Genomic DNA, 22,829 nt, shown 5'->3' with positions numbered 1-22,829 from the left:
GCCACTCGGAGCGGACCGGGGTCGGACCGCGGGCGGTCGTGCATCTCCGACTCTAGACGGCCGCCGACCGGGCGAGCGGGGGCCGGGGCGCGCGATCACGCGCCGGGGGCGATCCGTAGAATCGAGGCATGACCGCCGCCTCCACGCCCTCACTCGAAGCCGACCGTCAGGCGCTCATCGCGCTCATCAAGGACGAGGCGGTATTCCACGGCGACTTCACGCTGTCGAGCGGGAAGAAGGCGACGTACTACGTCGACATGCGCAAGCTCACGCTCGACCACCGGGCCGCTCCTGCGATCGGGCGGATCATGCTCGACCTCATCCGCGACGTCGACGGCATCGTCGCGGTCGGCGGCCTGACGCTCGGCGCCGACCCCATCGCGAACTCCGTCATGCACGAGTCCGCACGCACCGACGCGCCGCTCGACGCGTTCGTCGTGCGCAAGGAGCCCAAGGACCACGGCCGCGGCCGCCAGGTCGAGGGGGCGGATGTCGCGGGCAAGCGCGTCGTCGTCGTCGAAGACACCTCGACCACGGGCCAGTCGGCGCTCAAGGCCGTCGAGGCACTGCGCCGCGAAGGTGCCGAGCCCGTCGCGGTCGCCGTCATCGTCGATCGCAAGACCGGCGCGCAGGCCGCCGTCGAGGCCGCGGGCCTCGAGTGGCTCGCCGCGATCGACCTCGACGACCTGGGGCTCGCCCCGCAGTAGCCCGCGAGCGGCGCAGAGCCTGCCGAGACCGCACGGATCACCGTCGCCGGGGCGGACGGCCCGTCATACGCGCGGTTTCGAACCCGATCGGACGAGCGGGAGGTCAGCCGCGGAAGATCGTCTGCGAGGCGAGCGCGAGCATGACGCCCGCCAGCACGAGGACCGTGATCGCGACGCGCGTCCACCCGCGGCCGGCGCCGTCGATGCCGGCCGTCTTGTTGCGCTGCCAGAGGAACGTCGCGGCGACGAGACAGCCGAGCGCGAGGAGGATGACGGCGAGCGACATATCCCGATCGTACGGGGCGGGTCAGTCGTCCTTGTCGCGCCGGTTCATCCGGATGTAGGCGACGATCCACACGATGAGGGTCCCCGTGAGGATCACGATCGTCACGCCGAACAGCAGGGCCTGGTCCTGGGGCATCAGTTCGGTCTCTTCCCTGCGGCAGCGTCCGCCACGATCTTCTCGATCCGCGCGGCGCGCGTGTCGGCACGCCGCGCCGCGTCGACGGCGGCGATGCCGAACTTGCGCGCGGACGGAGGGAACGCGTCCCACGCAGCCCGGGCCGCGGGAGCGGCATCCAATCCCGCCTTCAGATCCTCCGGCTCGCGCAGGGCCTCGGCGTTGTCGAGGATCGTCCACGATCCGTTGGCCTTCGCGAGTTCGACGGCACGGATGCCGGCCTCGGCCATGAGGCCGCGCTCTTCGAGCAGCACGAGGCGTGCCTTGTTGGTCGCGGCCCAGCCGCTCGAGGGGCGGCGCGGGGCGAACCACAGGCCGCCGGTCTCGGCATCGAACGACCGGACGGGCCCGTCGATCCAGCCGAAGCACAGGGCGTGCAGGATCGCGTCCTCGTAGTCGACGAGCTCGAGGCCCGAGCCGGGGCGGGGCCGCACGAGCCACGCGCCCTTCGACGTCGCATGGTGCTGCTCGAGCCACGCGCGCCAGGACGCGGCATCCCGTGCCATGACCCGCTCGCCGTCGTCGAGAGCTCCCATCTAGAGCCCTTCGGACAGTTCGAGCTCGACGGGCTCTTCCGGAAGCAGGTCGGCGACGGAGTCGAGCACCTCGTCGGGGCGGAACGGGTAGCGCTCGATCTCGGCGGGGTCGCTGATGCCCGTCAGCACGAGCACCGTGTGCAGGCCCGCCTCGATGCCCGCGACGACGTCGGTGTCCATGCGGTCGCCGATCATGCCCGTCGTCTCGGAATGCGCCCCGATGCGGTTGAGTGCCGAGCGGAACATCATGGGGTTGGGCTTGCCGACGACGTAGGGCTCCTTGCCCGTCGCCTTCGTGATGAGCGCCGCGAACGAGCCCGTCGCGGGGACGATGCCGTGCGGCGTGGGCCCCGTCGCGTCGGGGTTCGTGATGATGAACCGCGCGCCCGCGTTGATGAAGCGGATCGCCTTCGTGATCGCCTCGAACGAGTACTGCCGCGTCTCGCCGACCACGACGTAGTCGGGCTGCGACTCGGTCATGATGTAGCCCGCCTCGTGCAGCGCCGTCGTCAGGCCCGCCTCGCCGATGACGAACGCCGTGCCGCCCGGCAGCTGCGACCGAAGGAACTCGGCGGTCGCGAGGGCCGACGTCCAGATGCGCTCCTCGGGCACGTCGAGCCCCGACATCCGGAGGCGCGCACTGAGGTCGCGCGGCGTGAAGATCGGGTTGTTCGTGAGCACGAGGAACGGCGTTCCCGAGTCGCGCCAGTGCGCGAGCAGCTCGGCTGCCCCCGGGATGGGGCGGTTCTCGTGGACGAGTACGCCGTCCATATCGGTGAGCCAGCATTCGATATCGGCGCGGGTCCGCATGCGGCCAGCCTATCGAGGGCTGGATGCCTCTAGTCTCGAAGCCGTGGCCCGCCCCGACTGGGACCCCCAGCATCTCCCCGACCTGCATGGACGCCGGTACCTCGTTACCGGATCCAATGCGGGCCTCGGCTATTTCTCGACGGAGCAGCTGGCCGCCGCGGGCGCGCACGTCGTCATGACGGGACGCAGTCCGAACCGCCTCGCCGCAGCGCGTGCGGCGGTGCTGCGCAGGAATCCGGATGCCTCGATCGAGACGCTCCTGCTCGACACGAGCAATCTCGGATCCGTGCGTGCGGCGGCCGCGACGGCGCGCGGCGGCGGCGCCCACGACGGCGTCCTGCTGAATGCCGGGATCGTGCATCCGCCGAAGGAGCGCGAGGAGACGCAGGACGGCCACGAGCTCGTCTTCGCGACGAACGCCCTCGGCCACTACGCGCTCGCCGGCGAGCTGCTCACGACGCTGGCTGCGGCATCCGGTCGCCTCGTGTGGCTCGGGAGCATGTCGACGACCATCAGCCCCTACGACCCCGTCGACCCGCAGCTTCGCGAGGGGTACACGCCGTGGCGCGCGTACGTCCAGTCGAAGATCGCGACGAGCGTGCTGGGCTTCGAAGCCGACCGGCGGCTCCGCGCCGCGGGGGTGGACGTCTCGAGCGTCGTCGCGCATCCGGGGTACTCGACGAGCGGTCGCACCACCGGCATCCGCGGCGTCAACGAGCCGACCCGCACGACGCGCTTCGTCGACAACCTGCAGGCGGCGTTCGCGCAGTCCAAGGAGCACGGCGCGTGGCCGCTCGTGCGCGCACTCGTCGACCCCTCGATCGAGGGCGGGTCGTTCGTCGGTCCGCGCTTCGGCACGCGGGGCGAGCCGCGGGTCGTGACGCCCTCGAAGATCGTGCGCAGCGCCGACATCGCCGAGCGCATCTGGCGCGTCTGCGCCGACGCGACGCGCATGCCCTGGCCGCTCGAGAAGGCCGCGAAGGTCCGCGCCGCCCGCTGACCGATCCCGCGGCCCCTGGGTGGGGGCGCCGATTCTGGCGGGTCGCCGGGATGCGCGGGTGGGGGCGCCGATTCTGGCGAGTCGCCGGGATGCGCGTGGTGGGAGCGACGATTCTGGCGAGTCGCTGGGATCAGGCGGTGAGCCAGACCGCCTCCGCCGCGCCGACGGGGAGCGTGACGGGCGCCGAGCCGTCGACGGCGACGGTGCCGGCATCCGTCAGCTCCACGGTGCTGCCGACGTCGACGCCGACCTCGACGAGCGAGCGCAGGATCGCGGGGTCGCGGTCGCTCACCCGCAGCACGCGGCCCGCGTGGCCGGCGCGCGCCGCGGCGAGCAGCACGAAGGGCTCGCGATGCACGGTGCCCGCGGCATCCGGAATCGCATCGCCGTGCGGATCGTGCGTGGGCCGTCCCAGACGCTCGTCGATGCGCTCGAGCAGGCGGTCGCTGATGGAGTGCTCGAGCACCTCGGCCTCGTCGTGCACTTCGTCCCAGCCGTACCCGAACTCGCGCACGAGCCACGTCTCGATGAGCCTGTGCCGCCGGATGATGGCGGCCGCGCGGCGCGCGCCCTCGGGCGTGAGGGCGATGGGACCGTACGGCCGATGCGTCACGAGGCCCTGCGCCGCGAGCTTCTGCACCATCTCGGTGACGCTCGACGGAGCGAGGCCCAGTTCGGAGGCGAGCTGCGACGGCGTGATGCGGTCGTCCTGCCACTCGGTGTGGTGGAAGACCGTCTTGAGATAGTCGTCTGCGGCGGGGGACGGCACGATCCCAGGCTACCGGGAGGTCCCGATCAGGCCCCCGCGAAGACGAGCCACAGCAGCGTCGCGTTGAGGGCGATGAGGAAGACGGATGCTGCGATCCCGGCGGCCGTCGTCGCCGCCCGGTTGCGGAACGACCCGAGCACGTCGCGCCGCGCGGTGAGCGCGACGAGCGGGATGAGGGCGAACGGGATGCCGAACGACAGGACGACCTGGCTCAGGACGAGCGCGAGAGTGGGGTCGAATCCGATCGCGAGGATGAACAGCGCCGGGATGAGCGTCACGAGGCGGCGAACGATCAGCGGCACATCGACGTGCAGCAGTCCGTGCATGATCTCGGCGCCCGCGTAGGCGCCGACCGACGTCGAGGCCAGGCCGCTCGCGAGCAGGCCGACCGCGAAGAGGGTCGCGACCAGCGGTCCGAGGCCCGCTTCGAGCGCCGCGTAAGCGCCTTCGAGGGACTGCGTGCCCGGCACGCCCGCGAGGTTCGCGGCGGCGAGCAGCAAGATGCAGAGGTTGACGGTGCCCGCGATGATCATGGCGATCGTGACATCCCAGCGGGTCGCGCGCAGGAGACGCGTCGTCGAGATGCCGCGCAGCTCTTCGAGGCCCGTGCGGGATGCGGCATCCGTCGTCGTGCTCACCCCGAGCGCGCGCGGTGCGAAGCGATCGCGGGCGAGCGCGCTGTGGGCGTAGATCGCGTGAGGCATGATCGTCGCGCCCAGGATCGAGGCCGCGAGCAGCACCGAGCCTGCGCCTTCGAACCGCGGCACGAGACCCGCGACGACCCCCGCGGGGTCGGGCGGCGCGACGAGCACGCCGAAGGTGAAGCCGATCGCGATGATCGCGAGCAACCCGATGACGACGAACTCGAACGTGCGCGGGCCGCGCTTGGACTGCAGCAGCAGGAGGCAGATCGAGACGGTCCCGGTGATGATCCCGCCCCACAGGAGCGGGACGTTGAACAGCAGATTGAGCGCGACCGCGCCGCCGATGACCTCGGCGATGTCGGTCGCCATCGCGACGAGCTCGGCCTGCAGCCAGTACAGCCGCCGGCCCCACTTGTTCGTGATGCGCGCGCCGAGCATCTCGGGGAGGCTCCGGCCCGTGACGATCCCGAGCTTCGCGGAGAGGTACTGGATGAGCCACGCCATGACGTTGCCGAGCACGACGACCCACACGAGCAGGTAGCCGTAGATCGCGCCGGCCGTCATGTTGCTCGCGACGTTTCCGGGGTCGAGGTAGGCGACTCCCGCGACCAGCGCGGGGCCGATAAGCCATGCGGCGCGGGGCAGGCCGAGGCGCCCGGGCGCAGCGGTCGGGATCTCCTGCGGCATCGCAGTTTTCGGCATACCGAAAACCTATCTCAGATTTCGGGATGCCGAAAGCGTTGAAGTGTGCGACGGACTACCCTGGGCCGGTGACCGACGAGCCCGAGACGCACCCCGAGCGGCACGCCGAGCCCGAACTGCCGTACGGCGTCGGACCGTGGCCGGGCGGCCCGGACGAGTGGCCGGACGATCCTCGGTACGACCCCGACCTGCTCACCCACGGCGATCGGCGCAACGTCGTGGACGAGTTCCGCTACTGGTCGATGGACGCCATCGTCGCCGACCTCGACGGCAGGCGGCATCCGTTCCACGTCGCGATCGAGAACTGGCAGCACGACATGAACATCGGGTCGATCGTGCGCAGCGCCAACGCGTTTCTCGCCGCCGAGGTGCACATCGTCGGCAAGCGCCGATGGAACCGCCGCGGCGCAATGGTCACCGACCGGTACCAGCACGTGCGGCACCACGAGGACGTCGCGGCCTTCGCCGCGTGGGCGGATGCCGCGGGCCTGCCGATCCTCGCGATCGACAACGTCGAGGGATCCGTGGCGGTCGACCGCGCCGAGCTGCCCGAGCACTGCGTCCTGCTCTTCGGGCAGGAAGGGCCGGGGCTCTCGCCCGAGGCGCTCGCCGCGGCATCCGGAACCCTCGAGATCACGCAGTACGGCTCCACCCGCTCGATCAACGCGAGCGCCGCGGCCGCCGTGGTGATGTACGAGTGGTGCCGCCGCTGGGCGTGAGGGGTCAGGCCCCGGCGGTCATCCAGGCGGCGCCGCGGACGCGCCAGCCGAGCGTCGCGAGCCGCGCGAGCATGTAGACGCCGAAGAACGCGACCGACAGCCACGCGAGGCCCGCGGCGCCCGTGGGCTGCAGCCACGAGAGCACGACGAGCGCGGGCAGGAACGGGATGAGGTTGAGGCCTCCCGCGATCGCGAGGTAGCGGCCGTCGCCCGCGCCGATCAGCACGCCGTCGAGCACGAAGACGACGCCGCAGATCGGCTGGGCCACCGCGAGCACGAGCAGCGCCGGCTGGACGAGGGCGGCGATCGCGGCATCCCCCGTGAAGATCAGTCCCATCACTCCCGAGAGCGCCGCGATGATGCCGCCGACCACGACCCCGAACCACACACCCCACGCGACGGTGCGGCCGAGCACGCGATGCACGAGCGGGGAGTCCTCGGCGCCGAGACCCTTGCCGATGAGCGCCTGCGCCGCGATCGCGAGTGCGTCGAGCGCGAAGGCCGCCGTCGAGAAGATCGTGAAGGCCACCTGCCAGCCCGCGAGCTCCTCCGTGCCGAGGGTCGTCGCCACGACGACGGTCGCGAGCAGCGCGATGCGCAGCGAGACGGTCCGCAGGAACAGCCAGCCGCCCGACCGCGCGGACCCCCGCACACCTTCGCGATGCGGGCGGACGGATGCGTCGTGGACGCGCGCGAGGCGGCCCACCACCAGGACGTAGGCGCCGACCATGCCCCACTGCGCGAGCACAGTGCCGAACGCCGAGCCCGAGATGCCCCAGCCGAGCCCGTAGATGAAGAACCAGTTCAGCAGCGCGTTCGCGGCGAAGCCGAGCCCCGCGATCCACAGCGGCGTCACGGTGTCCTGCAGGCCGCGCAGCAAGCCCGTCGCGGCGAAGACGACGAGCATCGCGGGCAGGCCCCACATCGAGACGCCGAGGTAGGCCTCGGCCTGTGTCGCGACCTCGGGCGTCGCGCCGAACAGTCCGACGAGGAACGGCGTCGCGAGGAACCCGCCCAGCGCGAGCAGCGCGCCGAGTCCGAGGGCGAGCCACATGCCGTCGATCCCGACCGACACGGCCTTGGTCGGATCGCCCGCGCCGAAGCGGCGCGCGACCGCCGGCGTCGTCGAGTACGCGAGGAAGACCATGAGCCCGACGATCGTCTGCAGCACCGCCGAGGCGATGCCCAGGCCCGCGAGCGGCTCGACGCCGAGGTGCCCCACGAGGGCCGCGTCGACGATGAGGAAGAGGGGCTCGGCGACGAGTGCGCCCAGCGCCGGCACGGCGAGCCGCAGGATGTCGCGGTTCAGGGTCTCGGCGGCCATCACACGAGCCTACGGCGGGGGCGCGGCGCAGCCGCCGACGAGCGCGAGCGAGTCCTCGCGGGGACCGCCCCGCGATCTCATGAACAGAGCTCGGACCACATATCCTGTACCAATGACCGAGACCCCCCGCTCTGGTCTCACGCTCGATGAACTGAGCCCTGAGATCCGACCGCAGGATGACCTCTTCCGCCACGTGAACGGCGCGTGGCTCGAGCGAACCGAGATCCCCGACGACAAGGCCCGCTGGGGCTCTTTCCATCTCATCGCCGAGCAGGCCGAGAAGGACGTCCGCGCGATCGTCGAAGAGTCGCAGGGTGCCGAGGCCGGCACCGAGTCGCGCAAGATCGGCGACCTCTACACGAGCTTCATGGACACGGAGCGCATCGCCGAGCTGGGCGCCGGCTCGCTGACCGACCGTCTCGCGCGCGTCGATGCGATCGACTCGATCCCCCAGCTGCTCCGCACGGTCGGAGAGTTCGAGCGCGAAGGCCTGGGCGGCATGGTCCCGCTCTACGTCGAGCCCGACCCCGGCAACCCGACGCGCTACCTCCCCTTCCTCGTGCAGGGCGGCCTGTCGCTGCCCGACGAGTCGTACTACCGGCTCGAGAACTTCGGCGAGACGCGGATCGTCTTCCGCCAGCACATCGAGCGGATGCTGGAGCTCGCCGGCATCGCCGACGCGAGTGCCGCCGCCGACCGCATCACGTCGCTCGAGACCGAGCTCGCGAGCCACCACTGGGACAACGTGCGCAGCCGCGACGCCGTGGCGACGTACAACCTCAAGACGTGGGCCGAGGTGCTCGAGCTCGTCGGGGTCGACCTGCAGCCGTGGCTCGACGGCGTCGCACCGGGGCACCCCGAGGCGTTCGCCGAGGTCGTGGTGTACCAGCCGAGCTTCCTCGAGGGACTCGGCGCACTCCTGGTCGAGGATCGCCTCGAGGACTGGAAGGCGTGGCTGCGCTTCTCGGTCGTCCACGCCGCGGCCCCCTTCCTGACCGACGCGTTCGTCGACGAGAACTTCGCGTTCTACGGCACACAGCTCACGGGCGTCCCCGTCATCCGCGACCGCTGGAAGCGCGGCGTCGGCCTCGCCGAGGCCGCGATGGGCGAGGCGATCGGCCGCGTCTACGTCGAGCGCCACTTCCCGCCCGCGGCCAAGGAGGCGATGGACGAGCTCGTCGCGAACCTCATCGAGGCGTACCGCCGCTCGATCGCCGAGCTCGAGTGGATGAGCCCCGAGACGCGCGAGCGCGCCCACGCCAAGCTCGACGCCTTCACGCCCAAGATCGGGTACCCGGTCAAGTGGAAGGACTACTCGGGCCTCGAGATCGACCCCGCCGACCTCGTCGGCAACGTCGCCCGCTCGCACGTGCTCGAGCACGACCGCCAGCTCGACAAGGTCGGCAAGCCCATCGACCGCGACGAGTGGTACATGACGCCGCAGACGGTCAACGCGTACTACAACCCGCTCATGAACGAGATCGTGTTCCCCGCGGCGATCCTGCAGCATCCCTTCTTCGAAGCCGATCGGGATGCCGCGGCGAACTATGGCGGAATCGGAGCCGTCATCGGCCACGAGATCGGCCACGGGTTCGACGACCAGGGCAGCCGCTTCGACGGCGACGGGTCGCTGCGCGACTGGTGGACCGACGCGGACCGCGCCGCCTTCGAGGAGCGCACGTCGAACCTCATCGCGCAGTACAGCGCCCTCACCCCGCAGGGCCTTGCCGACGAGTACAAGGTCAACGGCGCGCTCACGATCGGCGAGAACATCGGCGACCTCGGCGGGCTCGGCATCGCGCTCAAGGCGTACGAGCTGTCGCTCGACGGCGCCGAGGCGCCCGAGATCGACGGGTACACCGGCATCCAGCGCCTCCTTCTGAGCTGGGCGCAGATCTGGCAGCAGAAGGGCCGGGATGCCGAGACCATCCGCCTGCTGACGATCGACCCGCACTCTCCCAACGAATTCCGCTGCAATCAGATCGTCCGCAACATCGATGCGTTCTACGACGCATTCGGCGTCACGGAAGCGGACGCCCTCTGGCTTCCGGAGGAAGAGCGCGTCACCATCTGGTGATGTGCGAACGCGCCGCCCGGGTTCCCGTTCGGGCGGCGCGATGACGCAAAACCCGTTCCAGCACCCCACAACCGAACAGCAGCAGCACGATGCACGTCACTCGCGCCTCCGGGCGCAGCCTTTCCACGCACCCGAGCACCCCGAAAGGAATCGCCCACGTGGGCACCTCTTCTGAGCCGTTCGACACGGCGGGCCCTTCCCCCCAGGGGCCGGCGGTCGAAGCTCTCCGAGGGTCGCGGCGCAGCAGCCGCAGACTCCCGAGGCGAGCCGCGATCGGTCGTCGCTCCTTCGCGTCGACACTCAAGTCGCTCGACGAGCTCGCGGGCTACGGCGCCCGCGTCTCGGTGCGCGTCAACGACCTCGACCGCGGCACCGCCGTGCTGTCGGGCGACGATTTCGTGACGCTGCCGATCGCGGGGCTCGGCGTCGTGCCGCTCCTGATCGAGGTCGCGGCGGGCTTCGAGGCGACGACACTCGACCCGTACGAGATCATCGAGCGGTCCTCCGTCGACCGTGTCTCGGTCGGCGGCGTGTGGCAGCACCTCAAGGCGCCGGCCCTGCCGCTGTGCGACCTCGCGGTCCTGACGGCCGCGACGGGCGACGCGAGCGCCGCCAATGCGCTCATCGCGCGCGTCGGCCTCGAGGCGGTGCGGGCGCGGATCGAGCAGCTCGGCCTGTCGCGCGCTGCGCTCCTCGACGCCTTCCGCGACGAACGGGGCCCGGATGACGCTCCGCACTTCGCACTCGGCTCGGCGCGCGAGCTCGCCGAGGTGTTCGCGGCGCTCGTCAACGCGCAGGCCGTGTCGCCGAGCGTCAGCGCGCAGGTCGCGGAGTGGCTGAGCCTCAATCACGACCTCTCACTCGTGGCCTCCGCGACGGGGCTCGATCCCTTCGCGCACGAGAACGACGAGCACGGGCTGCTGTTCATCAACAAGACCGGACGGGACGCCGGCGTCCGCGTCGAGGCGGGCGTCATCGCGGGGCCGCGGGCCGGCGTGTCGTACGCCCTCATCGTGTGCTTCGACGACCTGACGGTCGCGCATCGCCTGCGCGCACACGACGCCTTCCGCACGCTCGGCGTCGACCTCATGGAGTACGTGTTCTGACGCCGGCCGGGCAGCGCGGCGCTAGTTCGCCGTGCAGGACGACCACGCTGTCATCGTGAGCTCGCTGCCGTCATCCGTCTCGTCCGCCGTGACCGTGACGAGCGCGAGGTCGGATCCTCGCAGCGAGATGACGACCGAACCGCCCAGTGTGTGCACGGTGACGTGCCAGCCGTCCGAGGAGCGGAAGCGGTCGCGCAGTTCCTGGGGCCATCCGCCCACATCGAAGGTGTCATCGACGACGAGGACGCGCCGCAGCTGGACCGCGCGAACCCCCTCGTCGGTCGGGCAGGGCATCTCGGTGGCGGTCTGCTCGTCGGAGCGGACGTCCTCCGGGTCGATCGTCGCGACGACCTCGTCGACCTGCGAGGTGACCTCGGCCTGCGCCTGCTCCGCGGTCTGCAGCATCGTCAGAGGCAGGAGGAGCCAGACGATCGGCACGATCAGGAGCAAGCCGATGCAGCAGGCGACGAGTACGATCGTCCCCTTGTGCATCCGCAGCCGGCGAGGGCTGGCCATGCCTGGAGGGTACGCCCGCGTGGGGGCCGGGTCTACGGGCGCGGGTGGGACGGTGTTGGGGTGAGTCGTTGTCGGGTGCGGGCGTCGGATGCGGCGCGGATTCACCCCGAGTGCGGCGGGCGGGGTCGGGTGGGGTGGGTCGTTGTCGGGTGTGGGCGTCGGATGCGGCGCGGATTCACCCCGAGTGCGGCGGGCGGGGTCGGGTGGGGTGCGTCGTTGTCGGGTGTGGGCATCGGATGCGGCGCGGATTCACCCCGAGTCCGGCGGGCGGGGTCGGGTGGGGTGCGTCGTTGTCGGGTGCGGGCGTCGGATGCGGCGCGGATTCACCCTGAATCCGGCGGGCGGGGTCGGGTGGGGTGAGTCGTTGTCGGGTGCGAGCGTCGGACGCGGCCGGGATTCAGCCCGAGTGCGGCGGGGCCGACCCCCGGCATCCGTCAGAAGACGATCGTGTGGTTTCCGTGACGGATGACGCGGTCCTGCGCGTGCCACAGCACGGCGCGCGACAGCACGGCGCGTTCGACGTCGGCGCCGCGCCGCTGCAGGTCGGCGGCGGTGTCGGCGTGCGTCACGCGCACGACATCCTGCTCGATGATCGGACCCTCGTCGAGGTCGTCGGTCACGTAGTGCGACGTCGCGCCGATGAGCTTGACGCCGCGCTCCTTCGCCTTGCGGTAGGGCGCCGCGCCGATGAACGCCGGCAGGAAGGAGTGGTGGATGTTGATGACGGGCACGCCCACCTGCGCGAGGAAGTCGCTCGAGAGGATCTGCATGTAGCGGGCGAGCACGATGAAGTCGACGTTGCCCTTGAGCAGCTCGATGATGCGGGCTTCGGCCTCGGTCTTGTCGGCCCCCTGCGAAGGCACGTGGAAGAACGGGACGCCGAACGAGCGCACGTCGTCGGCGGTGCTCGTGTGGTTCGAGACGACCATGGGGATCGTGACAGGCAGGTCGCCGCGACGGTGACGCCAGAGCAGATCGAGCAGGCAGTGGTCGCTCGTCGAGGCGAGGATCGCCATGCGCTTGGGGATCGACTGGTCGGTGATCCGCCACTGCATGCCGTAGGGCTCGAGCGTCGTGGCGATGTCGGCTTCGACATCCGGAAGCGCCGCTTTCAGATCGGCGCGGTGGAACACGACGCGCTGGAAGAAGCTCCCGCCCTCGGGGTCGTCCGAGTACTGGTCGAGCGAGACGATGTTGCCCTTGTTGCGGGTCACGAGCGCCGTGACGGCCGCGACGAGGCCCGGCTGATCGGGCCCGTGCACGATCAGGCAGGCGTGGTCGCGAAGCGTCTCGTTCTGCAGGCTCATCGGGAGTAGAGCCTACTGGAGACCCTCCAGCGGCCAGCCCGTGTACGCCTCCGCGAGGAACGTGCGACCCGCCTCGGATTCGACGACGGAGCGCAGCTCGCCGAGCTGGCGCCGCCGGTCGAAGTTCGAGGCATCGGGTGCCACGTGGAGCATGCTCGTCATCCACCACGAGAAGTGCTGCGCCTTCCAGATGCGGTGCAGCGCCTTCTCGGGGAAGGCCTCGAGCGGGCGCGAGTCGTCCTCGAGGAGCAGCGCGCGCAGGGCCTTTTCCAGCACGAGCACGTCGGCGACGGCGAGGTTCATGCCCTTCGCGCCCGTCGGGGGGACGGTGTGGGCGGCGTCGCCGATCAGCGCGACGCGCCCGCGCAGCAGCTCATGGGCGACGAAGCTGCGGAACCGCAGGACGTCGCGCTGGAAGATGCGGCCCTCGTGCAGCGTGGTGCCGGGCACGCGCTTCTGCAGCTCGTCCCACAGCTGCGCCTCGCTGTAGACGCTGGGGTCGGTCTCGGGGTCGCACTGGAAGTACATGCGCTGCACGGTGGGGCTGCGCTGGCTGATGAGCGCGAAGCCGTTCTCGGAGTTGCTGTAGATCAGCTCGTCCGAGCTCGGCGGCGCCTCGCACAGGATGCCGAACCACGCGAAGGGGTACTCGCGGAAGTAGCCGCCGGTCGAGGCTCCCGTGACGGCGGCGCGGGCGACGCTGCGCGAGCCGTCCGCGCCCACGACGAACTCGGCCTCGATCGCGAGCGGCTGACCCTCGGCGCCGGTGGCGAAGACGGTCGGTCGGTCGGTCTCGGCGCCTTCGACGCGCTGCGCCGTGACGCCGAAGCGCAGGTCCTGCCCGGCGGCGAGCCGCGCCGAGATGAGGTCCTTGAGCGCCTCGTGCTGCGGGTAGAGGTAGACGCCGCGGCCCACGAGCGCCGCGAAGTCGATGCGGTGGCCCTCGCCCGAGAAGCGCAGCTCGATGCCCTCGTGACGGTTGCCCACCGTCAGGACGCGGTCCGAAGCGCCCGACGACGAGAGCACCTCGACGGTGCCCTCCTCGAGGATGCCGGCGCGGATCGTCGTCTCGATCTCTTCGCGCGAGCGCTGGTCGATGACGATCGACTCGATGCCGGCGCCCGCCAGCAGGTGCGAGAGCAGCAGGCCCGCGGGGCCGGCGCCGATGATCGCGACGCGAGTGCGGACGGTGGCGGTCATGGTTCGTCTCCTTCGACGGGCGGTTCGGGATGCTGTCGCCCAGTCTCCGTCCGCCGGCTGCTGCTCCGGAGCATCCTTCCCGTTGAACGGGGGCCCGGAGAATCGCGCCCGCCTCCCGCCCCACAGGTCAACCACGCATCTGCAGGACGTTTGGGGCGCCGATTCCTCCTGTGAACGCGTGGTTGACCTGTCGATCGGGGGCGGCGGCGCGGCCCGACGGGAGGGGTCAGCGCCGAGAGAGCGCAGCCCGGATGTCGCGGGCGGCGCGCAGCAGCTCGGTGACCGCGACCTCGGCCGGCGTCTCGCGCGGCAGCACGACCGAGAGCGCCGCGACGACTTCGCCCGTCTCGTCCCGGACGGGCACCGCAACGCCGGTCGAGACCGCCTCGACGGACCCGGGCGAAACGACGAATCCCGAGCGACGGATGCCGGCGAGGACGCGCCGCAGGGTCGCGGCATCCGTCACCGTCCCCGGTCCGACCGCGGCGAGAGGCCCCGTCAGCACGCGATCCTGCACCTCGCGCTCGGCGTAGGCGAGCAGGACGAGCCCCGACGACGAGGCGTGAAGGGGCAGCCGCCCCGCGATGCGCGTGATGTTCGCGCCGGCGTCGGGGTGCGACAGGCGCTCGAGGAACAGCGCGGAGTCGTGCTCGAGCACCGCGAGCTGCGTGTGCTCGCGCACGCGCGCCTGCACGCGCTCCATCGAAGGAAGCGCCGCCTGCCGCAGCCGCAGCGCGCTCGAGCCGCGCAGCGCGAGCTCCCACAGGCGCATCCCGAGCCGCACGCGGTGCTCTTCGTCCCGCTCGAGCAGCCCCTCGCGCACGAGGTCGTCGACGACGCGATGCGCCGTGGATGACGGCAGACCCGCCCGCCGGCCGATCTCGGACGCCGTCTGTGCCGTCCGATCCGCCGTGAACGTCTCGAGCACGCGCACGATGCGCTGCGTCATCGAGTCGCCCGACGACGAGTTGGCCATGGCCCCAGGATGGCATGCACGGGATGCCGCGTCCCCGCCGCACCGCGTGTCCGGCGGGTACCCTCGGACCGGGAGGAGCCCGTGGCCGAAGACGGCGAAGGCGTGCTGACGCGCACGATGCGTGTGCTCCAGTGCTTCTCCGACGAGGAGCCCGCCCTGACCGCCGCCGGAATCGGCGCGCGGACGGGGCTCGCGTCTTCGACCCTGCACCGGCTCATCGCGCAGCTCACCGCGGCGGGACTCCTGACCCGCGCGCCCGGCCACCGCTACACGATCGGCACGCGCCTGTGGGAGCTCGGCGAGCTCTCCCCGCTCTCGCTGCGGCTGCGCGAGACGGCGCTCCCGCACATGCTCCGGCTGTACGAGGCGACGGGCGAGAACGTGCATCTCGCGGTGCTCGACGCCCCGACCCCGGAGTCCGCAACGGCGCTGTACGTCGGCCGCGTCACGGGGACGAGCTCGATACCGACGCTGAGCCGCATGGGCGGGCGGCATCCACTGCATACGACGGGGGTCGGCAAGGCGCTTCTCGCGACGCGCGACGCGCTGTGGCTCGAGCGCTATTTCGCGCACCCCCTCGAGCGCGAGACGACGCACTCGATCACCTCCGAGGCCAACCTGCGGGCCGACCTCGAGCGCGCACGGGCGCGCGGCTTCGCGACGACGCACGAGGAGATGACGCTCGGCAACGTCTCGGTCGCGGCTGCCCTCGGCCCGATCGACGGACTGCCGCCCGCGGCCGTCGGCGTGGTCGTGCACCTCGAGCGGGCCGATGAGCGCCGGCTCGCTCCGCTCGTCGTGCAGGCGGCGCGCGACATCCGCTCCGCCCTCCTCGATTCCCACTGAGCGGGACTCCCTGCCGTCCGCCCCTCCGTCGGCTGTCACCCTTTTCAACGACCAGAGTGCGCCGTCGAAGGAGACCCATGACCGCTGTCGAGTCCGATCCGCAGAGTCAGGAGGCCTTCTCGTCCTCCGTCGTCCTCGACCAGACCGCCGCGGCGCCCGAGACGCTCCTCGCGTCGCACGACATGCCGACGCAGGCCGCGATCACGCAGGAGATCAAGGATCTCCACGCGGATGCCGAGTCCCGCCTGGCCGCGGGAGAGAAGGTGCCCGCGACGCTGTACGACTTCGCGCCGTACCGCTCGAGCATCCTGCGCCACCCGACGAAGAACCCCCGGCTCGTCGATCCCGAGACGATCGAGCTGTTCTCGCCGGCATTCGGGCAGCGCGACGTCGCCCTCATCGAGTCCGACCTGACGCTGCAGCACACGGGGGAGCCCCAGGGCGAGCGCATGACGATCGAGGGCCGACTGCTCGACTCGTGGGGCAGGCCGCTGCGCAACCAGCTCGTCGAGATCTGGCAGGCGAACGCGGCAGGACGCTACATCCATCAGCGTGACCAACATCCCGCCCCCCTCGACCCGAACTTCACGGGTGCCGGCCGCATCGTCACCAACGACGCGGGCGAATACCGGTTCACGACGATCAAGCCGGGTCCGTACCCGTGGAAGAACCACATCAACGCGTGGCGCCCCGCGCACATCCACTTCTCGGTCTTCGGGCCGGGTTTCACGCAGCGGATCATCACGCAGGTGTACTTCCCCGGCGACCCGCTGTTCCCGCTCGACCCCATCTACAACACGATCCGCAGCCAGAAGGACCGCGAGCGGCTCATCGCGACGTACGACCACGACCTGACGGTGCCCGAGTTCTCGATGGGGTACCGCTGGGACATCGTCGTCGACGGTCCCGACGCCACGTGGTTCGAGCCCGAGGAGGGCGAACACTGATGAGCACGCACGACACCGCCGCCGCCCTCGCGGCGCGCCCGCCGAAGACGCACGAGAAGTCGCCGGGCCAGACGATCGGGCCGTTCTTCGCGTTCGGCATCAACTACCCGAAGATGCACGAGGTCGCGTTCCCGCACTCGCCCGGCGCGATCCTCGTCGGCGGCACGGTGTATGACGGCGCGGGCCAGCCGATCCCCGACGCCTGCATCGAGATCTGGGGCGCCGACGCCGACGGCAGCATCCCGCGCGGGCGCGGCTCGCGTCGCCGCGACGACCACACGTTCACGGGATACGGCCGCGCCTACACGACCGACGAAGGACGCTACGAGTTCTGGACGCGCAATCCCGGCTCGACCTCCGGCGAGGCGCCGTTCCTCGCGGTCATCGTGTTCGCGCGCGGGCTGCCCGACAAGCTGCACACGCGCGCCTACCTGCCCGAGGGCGCCGAGGCCCTCGCCGCCGACCCGCTGCTGGCCTCCCTCGACGAGGACGAGCGCGCTACGCTCATCGCGACGCGCACGCCCGACGGCGGACTCCACTTCGACATCCGGCTGCAGGGCGAGGGAGAGACCGTCTTCCTGACGTTCTGATGGGGGTGGTGGAGAAGTGAGCGAGCACGCCCGCGACGTCGGTCTGCTGTCTCCCGTCACCGTGGGGCACGACGATGTCGTGACGGATGCCGCGATCCTCGCCGCGCTCGTCGACGCCGAGGTGGCCCTGGTCCACGCGTACGCCTCGCTCGGCGTGGCTGCCCCCGCAGCCGCCGTCGCCGCGGCGCTCGAGGACGCACGCCCCGGCGGCACCGACCCGATCGACGCGCGAGCGCTCGCCGAGTCATCCGTCGCGGGCGGCAATCCCGTCATCCCGCTCGTCCGGCTCCTCAAGGCTCGCGTCCCCTCCGCCGACCGCGCGTGGGTGCACCGCGGTGCGACGAGCCAGGACATCCTCGACTCCGCCCTCATGCTCGTCGCGAAGCGCGCCACGGGACTCATCGCGGCGTCGCTCCGGGAGACCGAGGCCGCGCTCACGGCGCTCGCCGCGGCGCATCGCGACGAGGTGGCGGCGGCCCGCACCCTGACTCAGCACGCCGTCCCCACGACTGTCGGACTGCGCGCGTCGACGTGGGTGCGCGGCATCCGCCGGGCGATCGAGAGAGTGGATGCCGCGGCCGCGCAGCTGCCCGCCCAGCTCGGCGGCGCCGGCGGGACCCTCGCATCCTTCGTCGAGCACGCGGGGCCCGAGGTCGCCTCGGGCCTGCCGGGCGCCTTCGCGCGCGGACTCGGCCTGGCTGCGCCCGAAGCGCCGTGGCACACGACGCGCTGGCCCGTCACCGAGCTCGGCGACGCGCTCGTGCAGGCGATCGACGCCGCCGGGGTGCTGGCGGCGGATGTCGCGACCCTGAGCCGCACCGAGATCGGCGAGCTCGCCGAAGGATCGGGCGGCGGATCTTCGGCGATGCCGCAGAAGCAGAACCCCGCAGCATCCGTCCTCATCCGGTCCGCGGCGCTGCGCGCTCCCCAGCTCGGCGCGACCCTGCACCTCGCGGCGGCGCTCGCCGTCGACGAGCGACCCGACGGCGCGTGGCATGCGGAGTGGCCGGCGCTGCGCGACCTGCTCCGCCTCGCGCTCGGCGCCTCGGCGCACGCCGCGTCCCTCGCACGCGGGCTGCGGGTCGACAGCGACGCCGTCGCCCGAAACCTCGCGCTCACGCGTGGCCTGCTGCTCGCCGAGCGCGTCTCGCTCGTGCTCGGCCCCGTCGTCGGCGCCGCGCGTGTCGCCGCGATCGTGAGCGCCGCGGCCGAGGGCGAAGACCTCGAGGCCCTCATCGAAGAGGCCCTCATCGAGGCCGGCACGTCGAGCGTCGACGTCGGCCCGCTGCTCGACCCCGCGCGCTACACGGGTCTCGCCGGCGAGCTCGTCGACCGGGTCACCGGCTCCACCGCAGAGATCGAGGAAGCATGACGATCCCGCCCATCGCCCTCACGCCTCCCACAGGCCCCGCCGACGCACCGCTCCTCGTGCTGGCCGCCTCGCTCGGCACGTCGTCGGTCCTCTGGGAGGCCGTCGTCCCGTCGCTCGTCGACAGCTATCGCGTGACGCTCCTCGACCTGCCGGGGCACGGCGCAGCCGCGCCCGCGCGCGAGCACTTCACGATCGGCGGGATCGCGGATGCCGTCGCCCGCACCATCACCGCGCTCGGCGCCTCTCGCGCCTACTACGCGGGAGTGTCGCTCGGCGGCGCCGTCGGCCTCGAGCTGCTGCTGCGGCATCCGGATGTCGTCTCGGCCGCCGCCATCATCGCGTCGGGAGCCAAGATCGGCGATCCCGAAGGGTGGACCGCGCGCGCCGCCGACGTGCGCGCGCAGAGCACGTCGTCGCTCATCATCGGCTCGGCGCAGCGGTGGTTCGCGCCCGGGTCGATCGAGCGCAACCCCGTCATCACGGGCCGCCTGCTGCACGCCCTGCAGGACACCGACGACGAGAGCTACGCGCTGTGCTGCGAAGCCCTCGCCCAGTACGACGTGCGCCGGCTGCTCGAGGAGATCGAGGTCCCCGTCCTCGCCGTGTGGGGCGCGCACGACGAGGTCACGCCCGAGGCGTCGCTGCGACTGATCGCCGAATCCGTCCAGAACGGGCACGTCATCGGACTCGCCGACGCCTCGCACCTGCCGCCCGCCGACGACCCGGACGAGATGGCCGCCGTGCTGCGCGAGTTCTTCGATTCACAGACGGAAGGACAGACGAATGCCGCGGCCTGACGGAGAGGGACTCACCGACGAGCAGCGCTGGGAGCAGGGCATGGCTGTGCGCCGCGCCGTGCTCTCGGATGCGCACGTCGACCGCGCGATCGCGGGAACGAGCGACCTGACGGCGGACTTCCAGGACTTCATCACGCGCGTCGCGTGGGGAGACGTGTGGTCGAGGCCGGGTCTCGATCGCCGTTCGCGGTCGGTCGCGGTGCTGACGTCGCTCATCGCGCACGGCCACCACGAAGAGCTCGCGATGCACCTGCGGGCGGCGCTGCGCAACGGGCTCACGGTCGACGAGATCCGTGAGGTCATCCTGCAGTCGGCGGTCTACTCCGGGGTTCCTGCAGCGAACACGGCGTTCCGCATCGCGGCGCAGGTGCTCGCGGAAGACGCCGGCACGGGTTCCTGACCGAGCCGAAGCGCGCGAGAACCGTGATTCTTTCCTCTGCGGCAAGCGCGGCCGGACACCGGCGGACGACGCCCTGGTCCCCACGGTTTGCCCGCTCCTAGGCTGACGCCGTGACCGACCTCCCCACGTCTCGTGCCGCCGGGCGCGACGACCGCATCACACTCCGATTCATGACGACCCCCGCCGACACGGCGGCGGGCGGGCGCTCGATCGCGGCGGGCAGCGTCATGGAGTGGATCGACAAGGCCGGCTATGCGTGCGCCGTCGGCTGGGCCGGCGCGTACTGCGTCACGGCCTACGTCGGCAACGTGCGCCACCGCCGTCCCATCCCGCCGGGGAGCCTCATCGAGGTGCAGGCGCGCCTTGTGCACACGGGCCGCACGAGCATGCACGTCGTCGTGACGGTCTCCTCGGCAGAGGTCGAGACCCGCCGCTACACGCCCGCGACGACCTGCATCCTGATCTTCGTCGCGAAGGGACCCGACGGCCGCCCGGCGGAGGTGCCCGCGTGGCAGCCCGCCTCCCGCTCGGATCACAAGCTCGCGGCTGCCGCCCTCGAACGCATCCCGTCGCGCACCGAGATCAAGCGGCTCATGCTCGGCGAGGACTACGGCGCGCCGACGCGTGCCCCTCGCGTCACCATGCGCTTCCTCGTGCCGCCGGGCGTCGTCAACTGGGGTGGCAAGGCGCACGGCGGCACCGTGATGCGGTGGATCGACGAGGCGGCTTACGCGTGCGCCGCCTCCTGGGCGAGGGACGGGGATGCCGCGAGTGCCGCCGTCGCCGTGTACTCGGGCGGCATCCACTTCTTCGCGCCCGTGCGGATCGGCGATCTCGTCGAGGTCGAGGCGCGCATCGTCTACACGAGCGCGCACAGCATGCATCTGAGCATCCGCGTGTCGACGTCCGATCCTCGGACGCCGCGCGAGCTCACGCTCACGACCCAGTGCTTGAGCGTCTTCGTCGTGCCGGGGGAGGACGGCGTCGCGCTGACCGTCCCGGCGTGGGAGCCGGCGACCGCCGAAGACGTGCGCCTGTGGGACCACACGCGAGAGATCCTCCGCCTGCGCGAAGGCATCGTGCCGATCTCGGCCTCGCTCTCACTCGAGGCGTGACCCGGCAGCTCCCCGGGCTCAGCGCCACGACGGATCGTCGCGCCCCCAAGGCCGCGGCGCAGCGAACGCGGTGGGACCGCCCTCGAACGCCGGAGCCGGCCCGACCGTCGTGACGGCGGCCCCGTCGATCTCGAACGTCTGGGTGTGCGGGGCGGGGTCGACGACACGGTGCGGGGAGGGTTCGGCGGTGCGCGGCATCCCGAGCAGTTCCGACGCGACGCGACGCAGCGACGTCTCGGCGACCCACGACCCGCCCTCGCGCGCGCGCCGTTCGAGCAGTGCCATGACGGCCGCCGCGAGCAGGTAGCCCGCAGAGTGGTCGAGCGCCTGCGCCGGCAGCGCCCCGGGAGTCTCGCCGTCGCGCGACTCGACCCACGAGATGCCCGACGCCGCTTGGACGATGCTGTCGAAGCCCCGGCGGTCGCGCGCTCCCCAGGCGGAGAGCTGCGCGATGACGGCGCCGGGACGGCGCGCCGCGATCTCGTCGGGGGAGAGTCCGAGCCGGGCGAGTCCTTCCGGCCGATACCCCAGGACGACGACGTCGGCCTGCTCGAGCAGCTCGTCGAAGCGGCCGCGCCGCGCCGGCTCGTCCAGGTCGAGCAGAGCGGACCGCTTGCCGTGACCCGTGTCGAGGTGCTGCCACGGGATCTCGGGCATCGCCGGGGGATCGATGCGCAGCACCTCCGCGCCGAAGAGCGCGAGCGTGCGCGTCGCGACGGGTCCCGCGATGACGCGCGTCAGGTCGAGCACCCGCACGCCCGCGAGCGGCCGATCCGGAGTGCCGTGTCCTGGGCGAGGGAGGGCATCGCCGAGTCGGTCGATCCGCACGAGGGGCTCGGCGCACAGGGCGGCGTCGAGGACGGGCTGCTCCTCGCGGACGGCGGCGCAGATGCCGCCCTTCGCGGTGATCGCTCGCTCAGCCTCGTCCGCCGGGATGTCGCCGAGAGCAGCGGCGACGTCTTCGGTGCCCGCCTCGTCCCCCAGCCCGAGAGCCTCGCGCAGCGCGCGGGCATGATGCGGATAGTTGCCATGCGTGCGCACCCATCCATCCGCCGTGCGGAAGAACCCCGAGAGCGGCGCGAACGCGACGGGGGCCACGCCGTCGACCATGCCGAACCGCTCGCTCGCGTAGGCGAGCGCGATGCGGTCGGGGTCGAGGGTCACAGCGCCGGCTCCCGCGAGCTGCGCCGCGGAAGCCGACGCCGCCGCGACGGCCGACCACGCGAGCTCACCGACGGCGAGTCGAGAGGACAACGGCACGGGATGCCGCGGCTCACCGACCACTGCGGAGAGCTCGAGACCCATACCCGCGAGGATGTCGCGCACTCGCTCGGTGCTCACCGCACGTCACCCGTCGTCATGCGCCGACGATACGCCCCGTCGCGGACGTCGTGACGGGCAGGTCGCAGAACGGCGACTTTCCGCGGCAATGCGCGATGACACGCCCGGGATGCGGGCAGGATTTGCCGAACCGTGGGGAGCCACGTAACTTATTACTTGTTCGCCCCACAGGGAAGCGGAGAGGCCGAGAGCCTCACCCCCCTCAAGTGGAGAACCACCCCCCATCCTGATCCTCCTTGAGGGTCGCGTGCCTTCGGGTCTAGGATGGAGGTTCCCCTCCTCGAGACTGTCGAAGAGTGCTGACTGAGTTGCCGAATACGGCCTCGGATAGCCGATTTGACAAGCTGCGCGGAAGGGATAAGATAGTGAAGTTGCCCAGCGCGACGGCCTAGAGCCGGGAACGCGGGCCTCTTCATCCAGCTTCGTGATGTGCCGCTTGAGTGCGGACTGCCGGAGCTGGGAACAGGAAGTTGCCCTATTGGCGAGGCTGAGAAGCCGAGCGGTAGGAGCATCCGATCCTTGAGAACTCAACAGCGTGCACTTGTCAAATGCCAAATTACCTCGTGGT

Annotated in this window: 23 protein-coding genes; 12 read left to right on the top strand and 11 right to left on the bottom strand. The window is 71.4% G+C overall.

Annotated elements, in window-relative coordinates; genetic code table 11:
- Positions 1–128 precede the first annotated feature (128 nt).
- A complete protein-coding gene (gene pyrE, locus MJ607_RS19100; RefSeq protein WP_243077226.1) occupies positions 129–707 on the top strand; it encodes an orotate phosphoribosyltransferase in 579 nt (192 codons plus the stop codon).
- A gap of 103 nt (positions 708–810) precedes the next feature.
- Here the strand turns inward: pyrE and MJ607_RS19095 are convergent, their stop codons facing one another.
- The 3 genes from MJ607_RS19095 to MJ607_RS19085 form a co-directional block, all read right to left on the bottom strand.
- Positions 811–993 (bottom strand): hypothetical protein, encoded by a 183-nt coding sequence (locus tag MJ607_RS19095; protein WP_243077225.1) that lies wholly within the window; start codon positions 991–993, stop codon positions 811–813.
- A gap of 134 nt (positions 994–1,127) precedes the next feature.
- Positions 1,128–1,703 carry a YdeI family protein gene (locus MJ607_RS19090; protein ID WP_243077224.1) on the bottom strand — a complete coding sequence of 192 codons (576 nt, stop codon included), beginning with the start codon at positions 1,701–1,703 and terminating at the stop codon, positions 1,128–1,130.
- Positions 1,704–2,513, bottom strand: a complete 810-nt coding sequence (locus tag MJ607_RS19085) for an HAD-IIA family hydrolase (protein ID WP_243077223.1) — start codon at positions 2,511–2,513, stop codon at positions 1,704–1,706. It abuts the gene before it with no gap.
- Positions 2,514–2,556: 43 nt separating this feature from the next.
- Here MJ607_RS19085 and MJ607_RS19080 point away from each other — a divergent pair, with 43 nt between their 5' ends.
- A complete protein-coding gene (locus MJ607_RS19080; RefSeq protein ID WP_243077222.1) occupies positions 2,557–3,513 on the top strand; it encodes an SDR family NAD(P)-dependent oxidoreductase in 957 nt (318 codons plus the stop codon).
- A 130-nt stretch (positions 3,514–3,643) separates the two neighbouring features.
- Here the strand turns inward: MJ607_RS19080 and MJ607_RS19075 are convergent, their stop codons facing one another.
- Together MJ607_RS19075 and MJ607_RS19070 are read right to left on the bottom strand one after the other, a co-directional pair.
- Positions 3,644–4,282 carry a metal-dependent transcriptional regulator gene (locus tag MJ607_RS19075; protein WP_243077221.1) on the bottom strand — a complete coding sequence of 213 codons (639 nt, stop codon included), beginning with the start codon at positions 4,280–4,282 and terminating at the stop codon, positions 3,644–3,646.
- A gap of 26 nt (positions 4,283–4,308) precedes the next feature.
- Positions 4,309–5,613 (bottom strand): Nramp family divalent metal transporter, encoded by a 1,305-nt coding sequence (locus tag MJ607_RS19070; protein WP_243077256.1) that lies wholly within the window; start codon positions 5,611–5,613, stop codon positions 4,309–4,311.
- A gap of 83 nt (positions 5,614–5,696) precedes the next feature.
- On the opposite strand from MJ607_RS19070, the gene MJ607_RS19065 reads away from it, so the two are divergent.
- Positions 5,697–6,347, top strand: a complete 651-nt coding sequence (locus MJ607_RS19065; RefSeq protein ID WP_243077220.1) for a TrmH family RNA methyltransferase — start codon at positions 5,697–5,699, stop codon at positions 6,345–6,347.
- A 4-nt stretch (positions 6,348–6,351) separates the two neighbouring features.
- Here the strand turns inward: MJ607_RS19065 and MJ607_RS19060 are convergent, their stop codons facing one another.
- Positions 6,352–7,671 carry an MATE family efflux transporter gene (locus MJ607_RS19060; protein ID WP_243077219.1) on the bottom strand — a complete coding sequence of 440 codons (1,320 nt, stop codon included), beginning with the start codon at positions 7,669–7,671 and terminating at the stop codon, positions 6,352–6,354.
- Between the two features lie 112 nt (positions 7,672–7,783).
- On the opposite strand from MJ607_RS19060, the gene MJ607_RS19055 reads away from it, so the two are divergent.
- Positions 7,784–9,748 (top strand): M13 family metallopeptidase, encoded by a 1,965-nt coding sequence (locus MJ607_RS19055; RefSeq protein WP_243077218.1) that lies wholly within the window; start codon positions 7,784–7,786, stop codon positions 9,746–9,748.
- Between the two features lie 158 nt (positions 9,749–9,906).
- The gene (locus MJ607_RS19050) at positions 9,907–10,854 is read left to right on the top strand and encodes a serine hydrolase (RefSeq protein ID WP_243077217.1); all 948 of its coding nucleotides are present in this window, start codon (positions 9,907–9,909) and stop codon (positions 10,852–10,854) included.
- A gap of 21 nt (positions 10,855–10,875) precedes the next feature.
- On the opposite strand, the gene MJ607_RS19045 is transcribed toward MJ607_RS19050, so the two are convergent.
- The 4 genes from MJ607_RS19045 to MJ607_RS19030 all read right to left on the bottom strand — a co-directional run bounded on the left by MJ607_RS19045 (position 10,876) and on the right by MJ607_RS19030 (position 14,853).
- Positions 10,876–11,370, bottom strand: a complete 495-nt coding sequence (locus MJ607_RS19045; RefSeq protein ID WP_243077216.1) for a hypothetical protein — start codon at positions 11,368–11,370, stop codon at positions 10,876–10,878.
- Positions 11,371–11,804: 434 nt separating this feature from the next.
- A complete protein-coding gene (purU, locus tag MJ607_RS19040) occupies positions 11,805–12,677 on the bottom strand; it encodes a formyltetrahydrofolate deformylase (RefSeq protein ID WP_243077215.1) in 873 nt (290 codons plus the stop codon).
- A gap of 12 nt (positions 12,678–12,689) precedes the next feature.
- Positions 12,690–13,877: a 4-hydroxybenzoate 3-monooxygenase gene (locus tag MJ607_RS19035; protein WP_243077214.1), complete on the bottom strand. Its 1,188-nt coding sequence runs from the start codon at positions 13,875–13,877 to the stop codon at positions 12,690–12,692.
- A 226-nt stretch (positions 13,878–14,103) separates the two neighbouring features.
- On the bottom strand, positions 14,104–14,853 hold the full coding sequence (locus MJ607_RS19030) for an IclR family transcriptional regulator (RefSeq protein ID WP_243077213.1): 750 nt from the start codon (positions 14,851–14,853) through the stop codon (positions 14,104–14,106).
- Positions 14,854–14,934: 81 nt separating this feature from the next.
- Between MJ607_RS19030 and MJ607_RS19025 the strand changes: the two genes are divergently transcribed.
- The 7 genes from MJ607_RS19025 to MJ607_RS18995 all read left to right on the top strand — a co-directional run bounded on the left by MJ607_RS19025 (position 14,935) and on the right by MJ607_RS18995 (position 20,920).
- Positions 14,935–15,699: an IclR family transcriptional regulator gene (locus tag MJ607_RS19025; RefSeq protein WP_243077212.1), complete on the top strand. Its 765-nt coding sequence runs from the start codon at positions 14,935–14,937 to the stop codon at positions 15,697–15,699.
- 77 nt (positions 15,700–15,776) lie between these two features.
- Positions 15,777–16,646 (top strand): protocatechuate 3,4-dioxygenase subunit beta, encoded by an 870-nt coding sequence (gene pcaH / locus MJ607_RS19020; protein WP_243077211.1) that lies wholly within the window; start codon positions 15,777–15,779, stop codon positions 16,644–16,646.
- Complete coding sequence (gene pcaG, locus MJ607_RS19015; RefSeq protein WP_243077210.1) at positions 16,646–17,236, top strand: protocatechuate 3,4-dioxygenase subunit alpha; 591 nt, start codon at positions 16,646–16,648, stop codon at positions 17,234–17,236. Before pcaH ends, pcaG begins: the two co-directional genes overlap by 1 nt.
- A gap of 16 nt (positions 17,237–17,252) precedes the next feature.
- The gene (locus MJ607_RS19010) at positions 17,253–18,608 is read left to right on the top strand and encodes a lyase family protein (RefSeq protein WP_243077209.1); all 1,356 of its coding nucleotides are present in this window, start codon (positions 17,253–17,255) and stop codon (positions 18,606–18,608) included.
- The gene (locus tag MJ607_RS19005; protein ID WP_243077208.1) at positions 18,605–19,405 is read left to right on the top strand and encodes an alpha/beta fold hydrolase; all 801 of its coding nucleotides are present in this window, start codon (positions 18,605–18,607) and stop codon (positions 19,403–19,405) included. Before MJ607_RS19010 ends, MJ607_RS19005 begins: the two co-directional genes overlap by 4 nt.
- Entirely contained in the window at positions 19,392–19,805 is a 414-nt protein-coding gene (gene pcaC / locus MJ607_RS19000) for a 4-carboxymuconolactone decarboxylase (RefSeq protein WP_243077207.1), read from the top strand. The genes MJ607_RS19005 and pcaC overlap by 14 nt, the downstream gene beginning before the upstream one ends.
- A 110-nt stretch (positions 19,806–19,915) precedes the next feature.
- The gene (locus tag MJ607_RS18995; protein ID WP_243077206.1) at positions 19,916–20,920 is read left to right on the top strand and encodes an acyl-CoA thioesterase; all 1,005 of its coding nucleotides are present in this window, start codon (positions 19,916–19,918) and stop codon (positions 20,918–20,920) included.
- 18 nt (positions 20,921–20,938) lie between these two features.
- On the opposite strand, the gene MJ607_RS18990 is transcribed toward MJ607_RS18995, so the two are convergent.
- On the bottom strand, positions 20,939–22,261 hold the full coding sequence (locus tag MJ607_RS18990; RefSeq protein ID WP_243077205.1) for a CoA transferase: 1,323 nt from the start codon (positions 22,259–22,261) through the stop codon (positions 20,939–20,941).
- Positions 22,262–22,829: the final 568 nt, after the last annotated feature.

The sequence above is a fragment of the Microbacterium sp. SS28 genome, from assembly GCF_022761035.1.
Classification (GTDB): Bacteria; Actinomycetota; Actinomycetes; order Actinomycetales; family Microbacteriaceae; genus Microbacterium.
This window is presented reverse-complemented; position numbering and strand designations above follow the sequence as displayed.